This window comes from Nonomuraea sp. NPDC004580 (genome assembly GCF_040609855.1).
Taxonomy (GTDB): Bacteria; Actinomycetota; Actinomycetes; order Streptosporangiales; family Streptosporangiaceae; genus Nonomuraea; species Nonomuraea salmonea.
The window spans coordinates 16,625-29,351 of the sequence record NZ_JBEXLH010000029.1 but is presented as its reverse complement, the minus strand read 5'-3'; the positions used below and the strand labels follow the sequence as shown (position 1 = coordinate 29,351).

Below are 12,727 nucleotides of genomic sequence, written 5' to 3'. Positions count from 1 at the left end.
GCGGCGCGGGGGGCATATTTCCGGATTTTGAGTCTGTACGAAGCCGCTCATCCGGGTCAGGAACGCTCCGTGACGGTCAGACGCCGGTCACTCCGTCGACCATCTCGCGCACCATGTCGAGGTGCCCGTTGTGCCGGGCGGTCTCCTCGATGAGATGCATCAGCACCCACCGCAGCGTCACGTGGTCCTTGCCGCGGCCGGCCCACTTGGCCCGGTCGTCCAGGTCGTGGGCGGTGACCAGCTCGCGGTAGCGGGCGCACTGCGCCTCGTACTCCGCGAGCAGCTGCGCGATCGGCGTCTCCACGGCGATGCGCATCTCGCGGTCGGGGTCCTCCTCGGTCCACGGGCCCTGGTCGTCCTCGCCGAGGAACACCACCTGGAACCAGAAATACTCGACCCAGCGGACGTGGTTCACCAGGCCGGACATCGTCATCAGCGGCGACGTCGGCAGCGGCGCGCGGCGCGCGTCCTCCTCCGCCAGGCCCTCGCACTTGGCGTGCACGGTGGCCCTGACGTAGTCGAGGAACGTGGTGAGCGTGGCGCGCTCGTCCCACGCCGGGGGAGTGTCGGTGCGTTTCATGCCCGGCATCATGCTGGCGTCCCGCACCGGTGTCGAATGCTTTACCGGTGTTCGTCCCTGGCAGGGGCCGGTACGGGCGACCGGGCCGGGCCGAAGACGCGGCGATAGACTGGTTTTCGGTGTGACGACCGATATCAGCCGCGAAACGTTCACCGGCGACCGTCCGGAGTCTGCATGGAGGAAGAGATGGCCGATGTGGACGTGTGGGTTTATACGTTGTCCGGCATGACAGGAAAATCACAGCGGGTGACCGTGCATCTGACGGGAGGGCAGTCGCTCAAGGGGGCGGTCGTCGAGCTGGATCGGTCCCGGAACACCGTCGTGCTCGACGAATACGCCCACGGTTCCGCGTCCACCCGGCACGAATCCCCTGTGCACACGATCCTGCTGACCGCCGTACAGGCCGTCACGGTCCACGAGGAGGAATAGCGCGGGTTTGGAGCGCGGGTGGGGACGTGGTAGGGTAACTGATGTTGCAGTTGTTGTACCCATAAAAAGACTTTGTGCGCGTCTGGCAGAGTTTCGCCAGGCGCGTTTTTGTTTCCCGGTCATCTCCGGATGGGCTTTCATCGCGGCGACACGGCGATCCGCGCGGTGCGGATCGCGTCCCTGCACATCTCAGAAGGAGATCGACATGGCTTCCGGAACCGTCAAGTGGTTCAACTCCGAAAAGGGCTTCGGCTTCATCGAGCAGGACGGCGGCGGCGCCGACGTCTTCGCCCACTACTCCAACATCGTCAGCAACGGTGGCTACCGTGAGCTGCACGAGGGCCAGAAGGTGTCCTTCGACGTCGTGCAGGGCCAGAAGGGCCCGCAGGCGGAGAACATCGTCGCCGCCTGACCCGGCAGACATCCACGGGCCGGGCCCGCACCCTTCCGAGGGTGCGGGCCCGGCCTGTTTTCTGGTGGGGCCGGTCTGTTCGGGGCTGCGGGCTCCGCGTGCTCATGCCGAAGGTGCGGGCCCGGCCTATTCAAGAAGGCGCGGAAGATGCGGGCCCGGCGCGTTTCTTCCAGGGCGCGGATCCGGCCATCACCGGTTCTTCCTGTCTGGCGTCGGCTGCCTCCGTGTGCGGCCTCCAGGGGTGCTTCTCCGGGGCTCTTCCACGGTGTGGGGCCGTGAGTGGCGGGGACGGGCGGCGTAGGGTGGGGAGTCTGGGATATCTCGCATGCCGGCAGCCGCGTCGGCGTCGCCCCGGCCACAGCCGGCCTTCGACCGCCGGAGACAGGCGGCACACCGATGCCGAACCGCCGCTCACCGACCGCCTCCCTCATCTCCCTCCGACCGGCCCGGCTGTTCCTCCAAGAGGTGCCGGCGCGTCTGGTCGTCGACGGACGGTTCGTCCGGATCAGCGGCCATCCGGCCACTCCGCACACCATCCGCGTGATCCGTGGCCGCGTCTCCGCCCGCCTCCGCCCGCCTCCGCGTCTTCGGCCGCTGATCGGCCGTTCCATACGCGGCCGGCTGTTCCGGTGAGCGCGCCTGGTGATCGTTCGTTCCTGCCATAAGCGAAGGGGTGCCTGTCATCGCCTGTTGTTCCGTCTCCCCGTCCGCCCCCTGTCCGCCCGACCAGCCCGTACGTCCGGCGTGCCGGCATGTGAGTGAGGCGAAGCTGACCGGGGGGCGGTTGCCGGCTGCGGCCGCTGCCCAATGGGTGTGCCCGCATGGCAAGTCCGCCGCCCAGGGGTGTGTCACGTGCTACGACGACAGTTCCGAGGCCGGGTCCGCGGCGCCGGTCTGGGAGCTGGCGGTGTGGTTCACCTCGGAGCGGCCCATGCCGATCGCGGCACTGAAGGACGTGCGGCGGCACGGTGGACGGTTCGCGCTTGATCAGCCGTCCACGCCGCTGGTCTACCTGCTCAGCGGGCAGGTACGGGCCGCCACCGCCGCGCAGGCCGTGGCCGGGCTCGTCGGGTTCCTGCTGGCCAACAGGCATGTCGTGGACGCGTTCGTGGTGACGGAGATGCGTGCGGTGCACAGGACGGCCGGAGGAAGCGGGCCAACAGCGGGTCAAACTCTCATGGTGTGAGAGTCGTGGCCGGTCGCCGGGGAAGCGCACCCGTTGAGGGCCGGACACCTCATGGGGAGGGACGCCGTGCGGAAACCTGGCATGGGGTTCGTCCTGGTGGGCTACGACGAGTCGCCGGGGAGCGAGCAGGCGCTGCGGTGGGCGGTGGAGGAGGCGCGGCTGCGCGGGCTGGCCGTGGTGGTGTGTCATGCCTGGAACTGGCCGTATCCGCTGCGTGCGGTCAGCCGGGCGTTGCTCGCCGAGGTCGAGCGGGTCGCCGCCGGGGTCGTGGAGGACGGCGTACGGCGGGCGCGGGCGCTGGGCGGGGCGCCGGACGTCCGGCCGCTGCTGGTCAAGCGGCCCGCGTCCGCGGTGCTGCTGGAGGCCGCGGCGGAGGCGGAGCTGGTGGTGCTGGGGTCGCGCGGGGTGGGCGGGTTCGAGGATCTCAGGGTGGGTTCGGCGGCCGTCCAGGTGCCCGCGCACAGCCCCACGCCCGTCATCGTCGTCCGCCCCGATGACCATACCGATGACCCGCCCGGCACCCGCCCCGATGAGGAGGCTGGTGGTGGGCGGATCGTGGTGGGGGTGGACGGGTCGCCGGCCAGCCTGGCGGCGTTCGGGTTCGCGGTGCGCGAGGCGGCGCTGCGGGACGGGGTCGTGGAGGCGGTGTGCGGCTGGTGGGACCCGTGCGTGTGGCAGGGGCACGAGGAGCCGTTCGTGGACAACGCGCGGATGCGGGCCGAGGCGGAGTCGGGCTTCAGGGACGTCGTAGGCCGCCTGGCCGGCTGCGGGCCGGACGTGCCCGTGACGGCCACCTTCGAGGCCGAGCGGCCGCCCAGGATGGTCGTGGAGTCGGCCAAGGGCGCGACGCTGCTCGTCGTGGGCCGCAGTCACAGGCAGGCGGGCGTGCTGGTCGGGCCCGTAGTCCAGGCGGCGCTGGCCGAAGTGCGCTGCCCGGTCGCCGTGACGCCGCCGCCGAACTGAGCCGGGCGGGACGATAGTGTCCCAATGAGTGGATTTGATACCTATTTCCCCAAAGGTGACGTGTATCACGCAACTTCACGGGTCTTAGTTGCGTCCTATCTGACATCGTGTTGATCTCTTATGTGAAGGGACACTCGTTGGGCATGCTCAAGAAGACCGCAGCCGTGGCATTCGGCCTGGCGGCCGCACTCGCCGGGACGATCGCCACCAGCGGCCCCGCCATGGCGGCGGACACGCCGATCGCGGCCTGCGGCGGCGGCAGCTACCACGTGATCGACAGCCATGCCCTCGGGTCCAGTGCCGTCGTCTACCTCCTCTACAACGGCTCCACCAACTGCGTGGTGACCTGGAAGACGGGCGCCAGGGGCAACAGCACCTGGGTTGAGGCGCGCGTTCGCCACGACCACATGTACTTCGACGTGGACGAAGGCAACTTCAAGTACTACGCGGGACCGGCCAAGGCGACGGGCGCCGCGGGCAGCTGCATCATGTGGGGCGGCTCGTACGGCAGCCAGTCCTACCTCAGCGGGTGGGAGCACTGCGGCTGATCGGCTGAACGAACTCCGGGCGGGGGCGCCAGGCGCGGAGCGCGTCCCCGCCCGGGCTCCATGGAGCCGCACCGCGCCACGAGTCATGTGAACGGAAGGCCGATGCCCGCGCCCGACCTCCAGGCCCGACGTGCCCGCGCCGCCGTCGCGGCGCTGTTCCTCACGAACGGCGCCGTGTTCTTCAACGTCGTCCCGCGCTATCCGCAGATCAAGGCCGAGCTGGACGTCGGCAACGCGGTCTTCGGCGGTGCGGTGGCCGGCATGCCGATCGGGGCGTTGCTGGCCGGGCTGCTCGCCGGGGCGGCCGTGCGGCGGTTCCGCTCGTCGCGGGTGGCGGCGTTCGGGATCGTGCTCATGACGGTCGTGACGGTGGCCGTCCCGTTCGTCCCCAACTGGGTGGCCTTCTGGGGAGTGCTGTTCGTCCTGGGGGCGCTCGACGCGGTCGTGGACGTCGCCCAGAACGCCCACGGACTGCGCGTGCAGCGCATCTACCGGCGTTCCATCGTGAACTCGCTGCACGGCGTGTGGAGCGTCGGCGCCGTGCTGGGCGGCCTGATGGGCTCGGCCGCAGCCGGCCTGCACCTGCCGCTCGCGGTGCACCTGACGATCTCCGGCGCCCTGTTCAGCGCCGTCGCCCTGACCGCCTACCGCTTCCTGCTCCCAGGCCCCGACGACACCGAACGGGTGGCGGCGGCAGCGCCCCCGCGCGGGCGGTCGCCTGACAGCACGGCTCATGAGCGGTGGCGCGCGCCGGCCGGGCCGGCCATGCGGACGGTCATTCTGCTCGGCGTTGTGGCCGCCTGCGGTGCGCTCGTCGAGGACGCCGGCGCGTCCTGGGGTGCGTTGTTCCTCAGCGGCGACGTGGGCGCGGACGCCGCCACCGCGGGCCTGGCCGTCGTCGTCTTCCAGGCCGCCATGACCGCAGGGCGGCTCACCGGAGACCGCGCCGTGGACCGCTTCGGGCAGCGGACGGTCGCACGGGCCGGGGGCCTGCTGGCCGCGGCCGGGATGGGCGCCGCGCTGGCGGTGCCGGCGGTGCCGGCGGCGCTGGCCGGCTTCGCGCTGGCCGGGCTGGGCGTCGCCACCCTCGTGCCGGCCGCCATGCACACCGCCGACGAACTGCCCGGGCTGCCGCACGGCACCGGACTGACCGTCGTGAGCTGGCTGCTGCGCGGCGGCTTCCTCGTCTCACCGCTCCTCGTCGGAGCCGTCGCCGACCTGGCCGGCCTGCGCGTGGGGCTGCTCTCGGTGGTGCTGGCCGGCGTGATCACGATCGCCCTGTCCCGCACCCTGGTGAACCGCACCGCCTGAGACTACGCCTCGCGCTGGATGTCCGTGACGGCGGACTCGTACGCCAGCAGGGTGTCGACGAACACCCGGCGCTGCTCGTCCGTCAGCGGGGCCAGCGCGCGGCGCCAGGCCCGCGCGCCCGGGGACAGCCACTGCGAGATGGCCGGGCGGCTCGCCTGGCTGATGTCGATGATGCGGCGGCGTCGGTCGGCGTCGTCCTCGCGCCGCTCCAGCACCCCCTTACGGCTCAGCTCGCTCACGATGAGGCTCACCGTGGTCGGCGCGACGCCCAGCTTCTCGGCGAGCTGGGAGACGGTCAGCGGGCCGTCGAGCAGGAGCATCGACAGCAGCGACAGGTGCCGTGGCGCGAGGTCGAGCGAGCGCAGCTCCTCGGGCGGCGGCGTGCGCTTGGCCCGGCCGATCAGCCGGGGCATCACGAGCATCAGCGCGCGGACGGCATCGTCGGCGGGTTCGGGTGTTGACATGCGTCGGGCCTGCCAATTAGCTTTGCAACCAAAGGTACTTTGTTCTCAAAAACAAGTGTAACGGGGAGCGTCATGCCGCACCTGACCGTTCATGCCCTCGAAAGCGATCTCGCCGGCCGCGAGAGCGAGCTGATCGCGGCACTCACCGACGCCGTCGTCGCCGTCTACGGGGAGTGGGCGCGCGAGATCGCGGAGGTCCGGCTCGTCGGCGTCCCGGCGGGGCGCTGGGGCATCGGCGGCAAGCAGGCCGAGGATCCGGCGCCGAGCGTGACGTTCGGCGTCAAGGACATCGCCTTCACCCGTCCCGACAGCGACCAGATCGTGGCCCGCCTGATCTCCGGCGTGACGGACGCGATCGCCGGCGTGGTCGGCGAGCGCGTCCGCCCGAGGGTGGCCGTGGACCTGGTGAGCATGCCGACAGGACGCAGCGGCCTCGGCGGCGTGGTGATCACGTCGTAGACACCGGTCAGACGCCGTCCGGGACCTCGTTGCCCGCGGCGCGGATGGCCTTGGGCAGGTTCGTCAGGGCGAGCAGCACGAAGCCGATCACGAAGAAGACGATCATCGACATGATCGCGATCCGGTAGCTGTTGGTGAGCTGCAGCGCGATGGTGACCGTCAGCGCCCCGATGAACGCCGACCCCTTGTCGCTGATCTGCAGCAGGCTGAAGTACTCGGCCTCCCGCCCCTTCGGGATCACCAGCGAGAACAGCGAGCGCGACAGCGCCTGCGTGCCGCCCAGCACGATCGCGATCGCGAACGCCATCAGGTAGAACTGCAGCGCCTGCCCCTCGGCCACGAACATGGCCATCGACACGATCGCCGTCCACAGCACCAGGCTCGCCAGCACCGTCCGCTTGGTGCCGTAGCTGCGCGCCAGCCGGCCCAGCAGCAGCGCCCCGAAGAACGCCACGAACTGCACCATCAGGATCGCGGTGATCTGCACGGTCTGCGGCAGCTTCAGCGCCTCTGAGGCGAACGCCGCGCTGTTGCCGATGACCGTCTGCACGCCGTCGTTGTAGACCAGGTACGCCACCAGGAACAGCAGCGTCAGCGGATACTGCCGGAGGCCGGAGAGGGTGCGGCCGAGCTGGCGGAAGCTGCCGCCGACCGAGCGCAGCGCGGTCGTCTCGTGCGCGGGCACCGGCCGGTTGCGCAGCCGCAGCAGCGGGATGATCGTGAACGTCGCCCACCACAGGCCCGCCGACATCATGCAGATCCGCACCGCCATGCCCTCGGTCAGGCCGAGGCTCTCGTGCTGGAGGTAGAGGACCAGGTTGAGCGCCAGCAGCAGGCCGCCGCCGAGGTAGCCGATGGCCCAGCCGCGCGAGGAGACCGCGTCGCGTTCCTCGGCGGTGGAGATCTGCGGCAGGAACGAGTCGTAGACCACGATCGAGGAGCCGTAGGCCAGGTTGGCCGCGATGAACAGCACGCCGCCCAGCATGTAGCGGTCGCCCTCGACGAAGAACAGCCCCATCGCGGCCAGCGCGCCCGCGTAAGCGAACAGGCCGAGCATCTCGCGCTTGCGCCCGGTGTGGTCGGCCAGCGCCCCCACGATGGGCAGGAACACGATCTGCAGCAGCACCGCGACCGTGGTGATCAGGCCGAAGAACGCGGCGGGCCTGATGTCGGCGCCGAGCACGTCCACGTAGCCGAGCCCCGGGTGGGCGGCGGCCAGCTCGTCGAACGTCGACACGCACGTGCTGGAGGCGATCGACGGGAAGTCCTTGGCGCAGGCCGCGGTCTTGGCGACCGGGATCAGGTAGGGGCCGAGGAAGACCGAGATGACGGTGGTGTAGAAGGCGGAGTTGGCCCAGTCGTAGAAGTACCAGCCGCGTTGCTCGCGCCGGCGCGCTGCGGGGGAGTCGTCGAGGGCCGCGGGGGGTGCGGATGCGGGCATGGTGTCGGGTAGCTCCTCTGCGGGGGGCCGGGCGTGTGGGGGATGTCGTGCCGGTGAGCGGGCCTCAGGCGGCCAGGCCGGAGTGCCAGAGCCCGCGGCGGTCGAGCACGTCGCGCAGGCCCGTGACGTTGTCGGTCATGATGCCGTCGACGCCGAGATCGAGCAGCTGCTCCATGCGGGTGGTCTCGTTGATCGTCCACACGTGCACCTGCATGCCGATGGCGTGGGCCGTACGGACCAGGCGGCGGGTGGTGACCCGCAGCCCGCGAAAGCCCACCGGCACCTGCGCGCAGGGGACACCGGCGCGCGACAGGCGGGCCAGCATGCGGCCGTAGCCCGAGGTGGCGGCGGCGGCGCGCAGCGCGGCGACGCCGCGCGGGCCGAGCGCCGAGCACACCTCCCCGCGCAGCGCCCGCCTGGCCGCCAGCAGCCGCTCGTCGTTGAACGAGGTCAGGCAGACGCGGTCGTAGGCGTTCGTGCGCCTGACCGCCTCGGCCAGCGGGCCGATGGCCGCCCACTCCTTGACGTCGATGTTGAAGCGGTGCTCGGGCCAGGTGCCGAGCAGGTCCTCCAGGAGCGGGATCTCGTGCACGCCGTTGATGCGGGCCCGCTTGACCGCCCGGTAGGGCAGCTCGGAGATGCGGCCACGCTGGTCGGTCACCCGGTCGAGGGTGTGGTCGTGGAAGGCCAGCAGCACGCCGTCGGACGTGGCGTGCGCGTCCGTCTCGAGGTAGGTGTAGCCGAGCCCGATCGCGCGCTCGAAGGCGGCGACGGAGTTCTCGGCGCCCTCCGCCGCACCGCCGCGATGGGCGAAGGCCAGCGGGCCCGGGTGGTCGAGGAAGGCGAATCGGCGGCTCAGCACGTGCAGAAGTATGCCCTTCCGTGGTGAACGGTTCGGTTACGAATCGGGGAGATTCTGCCACTCCTGCCGGCGGGCCTCGGCGAGCGCGATGGCCGCCGCCACCGCCACGTTGAACGAGCCGACCCGGCCGACCTGCGGGATGTAGCAGGCGCCGTCGACCGCGTCGAGCAGGGCGGGGGAGCAGCCGTGGTCCTCGCTGCCGACCACCAGGCACACGTCGCGGGCCAGGTCGGCGCGGTGCAGCGGCACCGACTCGGCGGTCAGCTCGATGGCCAGCACGGTGTAGCCCTCGTCCCTGGCCGCCTTGACCGCCTCGGTGGCCGGGATCGCCTCGTGCCAGGTGACCAGGCGCTCGGTGCCGAGCGCGGTCTTGCCCGCCTTGGGGTTGGTGGGCGGGGTGGCGTTGCCGGCCAGCCAGATCTCCTCCACGCCGAACGCGGCGGCGCTGCGGAAGATCGAGCCGACGTTGAACGGCCCGGTGACCGACTCGATGATGAGGCCGAGCCGGTTGCCGGTGTTTCTGCGCCAGGTGCGGTTGAGCCGCTTGACGTCGGTGGGGCGCAGCTGTCTTCTCAACGGGTCACCTTCAGGATGCGGTAGGCGGCCCTGCTGGCCTCGCGTGAGGCCTGCCAGCCCTGCTCGCCGAGCCAGCGCTGCAGGGAGTCGGAGCCGAGGTGTTTCTGGACGACCAGGTAGGCCTCGCCGTCGGGCGTCAGCCGGGTCAGCCACCTGGTGAGCATGTCGTGCAGCGCCTGCTTGCCGATGCGGATCGCAGGGTTGGACCAGATGGCCCTGAACGTCACGCCGCCGGGCACGTCGTCGATGTGCGCGGTGCGGACGTTGCCGAGCTTCGCGGCCTCGGCGTTGCGCCCGGTCAGCTCGAGGCTGCGGCGGTTGACGTCGATCGCCCACACGGTGGCGCCCGGCGCCCGCGCCGCCATGGTCAGCGCGACGGGCCCGTAGCCGCAGCCCAGGTCGAGCAGGTCGCCCTCCTGGGGCGGCGGCGGGACGCTCTCCAGCAGCACCCGCGTGCCGACGTCGACCCGCTCGGGGGAGAACACGCCGCGGTCGGTCTCCAGCCGCAGATGCAGGTCGGGCAGGACGAGATCGACCGACCCCGGCCTGCTCGCGGTCTTCGGCTGCTCGGAGAAGTAGTGGGCCACGTCGGAAAACGTTACGGGATCCGCGAACCGAACAGCACCGCCGCGCCCGCCACCAGCAGCCCGGCCACGATCGCGGCCACGATGAACCACTGGGTGACCTCCTGGTTGACCAGCTTGTAGCCGAGCGAGGTGCCGATCTGCTCGTAGACCTCGCGCAGCTCGCTGCCGGACTCGGCGGTGTAGGCCCGGCCGCTGGTGCCGTCGGCCAGCGCCTGCAGCGTCTGCTTGTTGACCGGCACGTTCACCGGGCGGCCGTCGATGCTGACCGTGCCCTCCTGGGTGCCGTACGCGATCGTGGAGACCGGTACGCGGGCCTGCTGCGCCGCCTCGATGGCCTCGTTGACCGACCGGCCCGAGGTGTTGTCGCCGTCGGACAGCAGCACGATCGCGGCCGGCGGCGGGTCGGTCGCGGCCTGCTGGTCGAAGGAGCGCACCGACTCCAGCGAGTTGAAGACCGCCTCGCCGATGGCGGTGCCCGGGCGGGTGGTGAGGTTGCCGAGCGCGGTGACCACGGCCTGGTGGTCGGTGGTGGGGGAGACGATCACGTTGGCCGAGCGGGCGAAGGAGACGACGCCGACGTTGAAGCGGTCGGGCAGCTCCTGGGCGAACGCCTGCGCGGCGGCCTTGGCGGCGCTGATGCGGTCGGGCTGGACGTCGTCGGCGTCCATGGACAGCGAGATGTCCAGGGCGATCATGATGGTCGCGCGGTCGCGGGGGACGCGGACCTGGTCGGCGGGCTTGGCGGCGCCGACGACCAGCAGCGACATCATGACGAGGAACAGCGCGGGCGCGACGTGCCGGCGCCAGCCGGGACCGGCGGGGGCGACCAGGTTGAGCAGGGCCAGGTTGGTGAAGCGCACCGTGTAGCGGCGGCGGGCGAACATGGCCGCCACGTAGCCCGCCACGAGCAGCAGCACGAGCACGAACAACCACAGCCAGCCGGGGGCGAGAAAGGTCATGCGGACGGCCTCCTGTGGGCGAGGTGGCTCATGCGGCGCTGGCGCAGCACGAACTGCGCGACGTCGAACACCCAGTCGCGGTCGGTGCGCAGCACGAGGTGGGCGACACCGGCGCGGCGCAGGGCCAGGCGGGTGCTCTCGCGCTGCAGGGCCGCGGCCTCCGCGTACGCCTGCCGGATTTTCGGCGAAAGGTGCACTTCGCGTACGTTCCCGGTCTCGGGGTCGGCGAACGCGACCCGGCCCACGTCGGGCAGCTCCAGCTCGCGGGGGTCGATGACCTCGACGGCCAGCACCTGGTGGCGGGCCGCCAGGCGGCGGATCGGCCGCTCCCAGGGGCGCTCGGCGTCGGGGTCGAGGTCGGGGTGCGCATCGAGGAAGTCGGAGACGATCAGCCGCAGGCCGCGGCGGCGGCGGGTGGCGTTGAGGATGTCGATGCCTTCGGCGAGGTCGGGCGGGTCGTCCACGACGCTGCCGCGCGGCGCGTCCATGAGGGAGTGCAGCAGGCCGTAGAGGGCGGGGCGGCCGGTACGGGCGGGCATGCGGTGCACGTACTCGTCGTGGATCACCAGCGCCCCGAACCGGTCGCCCATGCGGCTGGACAGGAACCCGATCGCGCCGACCGCCGCCACCACCAGGTCGCGCTTGTCGCTGTCGGCGGTGCCGAAGTCCATGCTGGGCGACAGGTCGGCCAGCGCCCACGTCTCCAGTTCGCGGTCCGCGATCAGGTCGCGGACGTGGGGGATGGTCGTGCGGGCGGTGACCGCCCAGTCCATGCGGCGCACGTCGTCCTCGCCGGCCACGTAGACGCGGCTGTCGCCGGCCTCGCTGCCGGTGCCCGGCAGCAGGCCCTGGTGGGCGCCGTGCAGCAGGCCGTCGAGCCGGCGGGTGACGGTCAGCTCGAGTCGCCGCAGCGCCTGTTCTGCTGTGGTGCTCAACGGTTCTGGTTCCAGACGACGAGGGGCGGGGGCACGGCGTGCAGGATCTGCTTGACCACCTGCTCGGGATCGACCCCGTCGGCCAGCGCGTCGAAGGTGAGCATCAGCCGGTGGGCCATGACGTCCACCGCGACGTCGCGTACGTCGTCGGGCAGCAGGTAGTCGCGCCCGCGCAGCAGCGCCAGCGCACGTCCCGCCGACACCAGGCCGAGCGTCGCCCGGGGGCTGACCCCGACCTCGATCGTGTCGGTGAGGTCGGCCAGGCCGTACTCGGCCGGGTTGCGGGTGGACATGACGAGGCGCACGACGTAGTCGGCGACGAGCTGGTGCACCGAGACCTGCTCGGCGGCGTTCTGCAGGGCCAGCAGCTTGGGCGGGTCGAGCACGCGGTCGGGCACGGGCGGGGTGACGCTCATGCGGTGCAGGATCTCCAGCTCCTCGTGGGCGCTGGGATGGGGGACCCGCACCCGGAACAGGAACCGGTCGCGCTGCACCTCGGGCAGCGGGTAGACGCCCTCCGACTCGATCGGGTTCTGGGTGGCCAGCACGATGAACGGCCTGGGCAGTGGATGGGTGACGCCGGCCAGCGTCACCTGCCGCTCGGCCATGACCTCCAGCAGCGCGGACTGGACCTTCGCGGGGGCGCGGTTGATCTCGTCGGCCAGCAGGAAGTTCACGAAGACGGGGCCGAGCTCGACATCGAACTTCTCATTGGACGGGTGGTAGACGCGGGTGCCGACGATGTCACTCGGCACGAGGTCGGGGGTGAACTGGATGCGGGCGAACGTGCCGCCCACGACGGTGGCCAGGGTGGAGGCGGCGAGGGTCTTGGCGACCCCTGGCACTCCTTCGAGCAGGCAGTGCCCGCGCGCCAGCAGGGCCACGACGAGGCGTTCGACCATGTGGTCCTGGCCGACGATGACACGCCGGACCTCGTCGAGACTCTGACGCAGCAGTGCCGCGTCGTTTCCGCCTGGCAACTCTTCGGCGACGCTCATGACGCCCATTCCACCAA

The 12,727-nt window shown here is 71.2% G+C and carries 16 protein-coding genes; 7 read left to right on the top strand and 9 right to left on the bottom strand.

What is annotated here, in order from left to right:
- Positions 1-76: 76 nt before the first annotated feature.
- Entirely contained in the window at positions 77-580 is a 504-nt protein-coding gene (locus ABZW11_RS26990) for a DinB family protein (protein WP_355422465.1), read from the bottom strand.
- Positions 581-766: 186 nt separating this feature from the next.
- On the opposite strand from ABZW11_RS26990, the gene ABZW11_RS26985 reads away from it, so the two are divergent.
- The 6 genes from ABZW11_RS26985 (at position 767) to ABZW11_RS26960 (ending at position 5,429) form a co-directional block, all read left to right on the top strand.
- Positions 767-1,009: a hypothetical protein gene (locus tag ABZW11_RS26985; protein ID WP_355422462.1), complete on the top strand. Its 243-nt coding sequence runs from the start codon at positions 767-769 to the stop codon at positions 1,007-1,009.
- 205 nt (positions 1,010-1,214) lie between these two features.
- Positions 1,215-1,421 carry a cold-shock protein gene (locus ABZW11_RS26980; RefSeq protein ID WP_355422459.1) on the top strand — a complete coding sequence of 69 codons (207 nt, stop codon included), beginning with the start codon at positions 1,215-1,217 and terminating at the stop codon, positions 1,419-1,421.
- Between the two features lie 754 nt (positions 1,422-2,175).
- Complete coding sequence (locus ABZW11_RS26975) at positions 2,176-2,607, top strand: hypothetical protein (protein WP_355422456.1); 432 nt, start codon at positions 2,176-2,178, stop codon at positions 2,605-2,607.
- Positions 2,608-2,673: 66 nt separating this feature from the next.
- Positions 2,674-3,570, top strand: a complete 897-nt coding sequence (locus ABZW11_RS26970; protein WP_355422453.1) for a universal stress protein — start codon at positions 2,674-2,676, stop codon at positions 3,568-3,570.
- Positions 3,571-3,713: 143 nt separating this feature from the next.
- On the top strand, positions 3,714-4,118 hold the full coding sequence (locus ABZW11_RS26965; RefSeq protein WP_355422450.1) for a hypothetical protein: 405 nt from the start codon (positions 3,714-3,716) through the stop codon (positions 4,116-4,118).
- 102 nt (positions 4,119-4,220) lie between these two features.
- On the top strand, positions 4,221-5,429 hold the full coding sequence (locus ABZW11_RS26960) for an MFS transporter (protein WP_355422447.1): 1,209 nt from the start codon (positions 4,221-4,223) through the stop codon (positions 5,427-5,429).
- Between the two features lie 2 nt (positions 5,430-5,431).
- Here the strand turns inward: ABZW11_RS26960 and ABZW11_RS26955 are convergent, their stop codons facing one another.
- The gene (locus tag ABZW11_RS26955; RefSeq protein ID WP_355422444.1) at positions 5,432-5,893 is read right to left on the bottom strand and encodes a MarR family transcriptional regulator; all 462 of its coding nucleotides are present in this window, start codon (positions 5,891-5,893) and stop codon (positions 5,432-5,434) included.
- Between the two features lie 72 nt (positions 5,894-5,965).
- Between ABZW11_RS26955 and ABZW11_RS26950 the strand changes: the two genes are divergently transcribed.
- Positions 5,966-6,352 carry a hypothetical protein gene (locus tag ABZW11_RS26950; RefSeq protein WP_355422441.1) on the top strand — a complete coding sequence of 129 codons (387 nt, stop codon included), beginning with the start codon at positions 5,966-5,968 and terminating at the stop codon, positions 6,350-6,352.
- A 7-nt stretch (positions 6,353-6,359) separates the two neighbouring features.
- On the opposite strand, the gene ABZW11_RS26945 is transcribed toward ABZW11_RS26950, so the two are convergent.
- From ABZW11_RS26945 to ABZW11_RS26915, 7 genes are all read right to left on the bottom strand, one after another.
- Complete coding sequence (locus ABZW11_RS26945; RefSeq protein WP_355422439.1) at positions 6,360-7,793, bottom strand: MFS transporter; 1,434 nt, start codon at positions 7,791-7,793, stop codon at positions 6,360-6,362.
- Between the two features lie 64 nt (positions 7,794-7,857).
- The gene (locus ABZW11_RS26940; RefSeq protein ID WP_355422617.1) at positions 7,858-8,652 is read right to left on the bottom strand and encodes a glycerophosphodiester phosphodiesterase family protein; all 795 of its coding nucleotides are present in this window, start codon (positions 8,650-8,652) and stop codon (positions 7,858-7,860) included.
- A gap of 39 nt (positions 8,653-8,691) precedes the next feature.
- Entirely contained in the window at positions 8,692-9,231 is a 540-nt protein-coding gene (locus tag ABZW11_RS26935) for a TrmH family RNA methyltransferase (protein ID WP_345403695.1), read from the bottom strand.
- Positions 9,228-9,818: a methyltransferase gene (locus tag ABZW11_RS26930; RefSeq protein ID WP_355422436.1), complete on the bottom strand. Its 591-nt coding sequence runs from the start codon at positions 9,816-9,818 to the stop codon at positions 9,228-9,230. Before ABZW11_RS26930 ends, ABZW11_RS26935 begins: the two co-directional genes overlap by 4 nt.
- A gap of 11 nt (positions 9,819-9,829) precedes the next feature.
- The gene (locus ABZW11_RS26925; protein ID WP_355422433.1) at positions 9,830-10,777 is read right to left on the bottom strand and encodes a VWA domain-containing protein; all 948 of its coding nucleotides are present in this window, start codon (positions 10,775-10,777) and stop codon (positions 9,830-9,832) included.
- On the bottom strand, positions 10,774-11,712 hold the full coding sequence (locus tag ABZW11_RS26920; protein ID WP_355422430.1) for a DUF58 domain-containing protein: 939 nt from the start codon (positions 11,710-11,712) through the stop codon (positions 10,774-10,776). Before ABZW11_RS26920 ends, ABZW11_RS26925 begins: the two co-directional genes overlap by 4 nt.
- Positions 11,709-12,710, bottom strand: a complete 1,002-nt coding sequence (locus ABZW11_RS26915) for an AAA family ATPase (RefSeq protein ID WP_355422427.1) — start codon at positions 12,708-12,710, stop codon at positions 11,709-11,711. The genes ABZW11_RS26920 and ABZW11_RS26915 overlap by 4 nt, the downstream gene beginning before the upstream one ends.
- Between the last annotated feature and the right edge of the window lie 17 nt (positions 12,711-12,727).

Excerpts from the sequence above, each read along its gene's own strand:
- ABZW11_RS26990 (WP_355422465.1), bottom strand. The coding sequence starts at position 580 with ATGAAACGCACCGACACTCCCCCGGCGTGGGACGAGCGCGCCACGCTC.
- ABZW11_RS26985 (WP_355422462.1), top strand. The coding sequence starts at position 767 with ATGGCCGATGTGGACGTGTGGGTTTATACGTTGTCCGGCATGACAGGA.
- ABZW11_RS26980 (WP_355422459.1), top strand. The coding sequence starts at position 1,215 with ATGGCTTCCGGAACCGTCAAGTGGTTCAACTCCGAAAAGGGCTTCGGC.
- ABZW11_RS26965 (WP_355422450.1), top strand. The coding sequence starts at position 3,714 with ATGCTCAAGAAGACCGCAGCCGTGGCATTCGGCCTGGCGGCCGCACTC.
- ABZW11_RS26960 (WP_355422447.1), top strand. The coding sequence starts at position 4,221 with ATGCCCGCGCCCGACCTCCAGGCCCGACGTGCCCGCGCCGCCGTCGCG.
- ABZW11_RS26955 (WP_355422444.1), bottom strand. The coding sequence starts at position 5,893 with ATGTCAACACCCGAACCCGCCGACGATGCCGTCCGCGCGCTGATGCTC.
- ABZW11_RS26950 (WP_355422441.1), top strand. The coding sequence starts at position 5,966 with ATGCCGCACCTGACCGTTCATGCCCTCGAAAGCGATCTCGCCGGCCGC.
- ABZW11_RS26945 (WP_355422439.1), bottom strand. The coding sequence starts at position 7,793 with ATGCCCGCATCCGCACCCCCCGCGGCCCTCGACGACTCCCCCGCAGCG.
- ABZW11_RS26925 (WP_355422433.1), bottom strand. The coding sequence starts at position 10,777 with ATGACCTTTCTCGCCCCCGGCTGGCTGTGGTTGTTCGTGCTCGTGCTG.
- ABZW11_RS26915 (WP_355422427.1), bottom strand. The coding sequence starts at position 12,710 with ATGAGCGTCGCCGAAGAGTTGCCAGGCGGAAACGACGCGGCACTGCTG.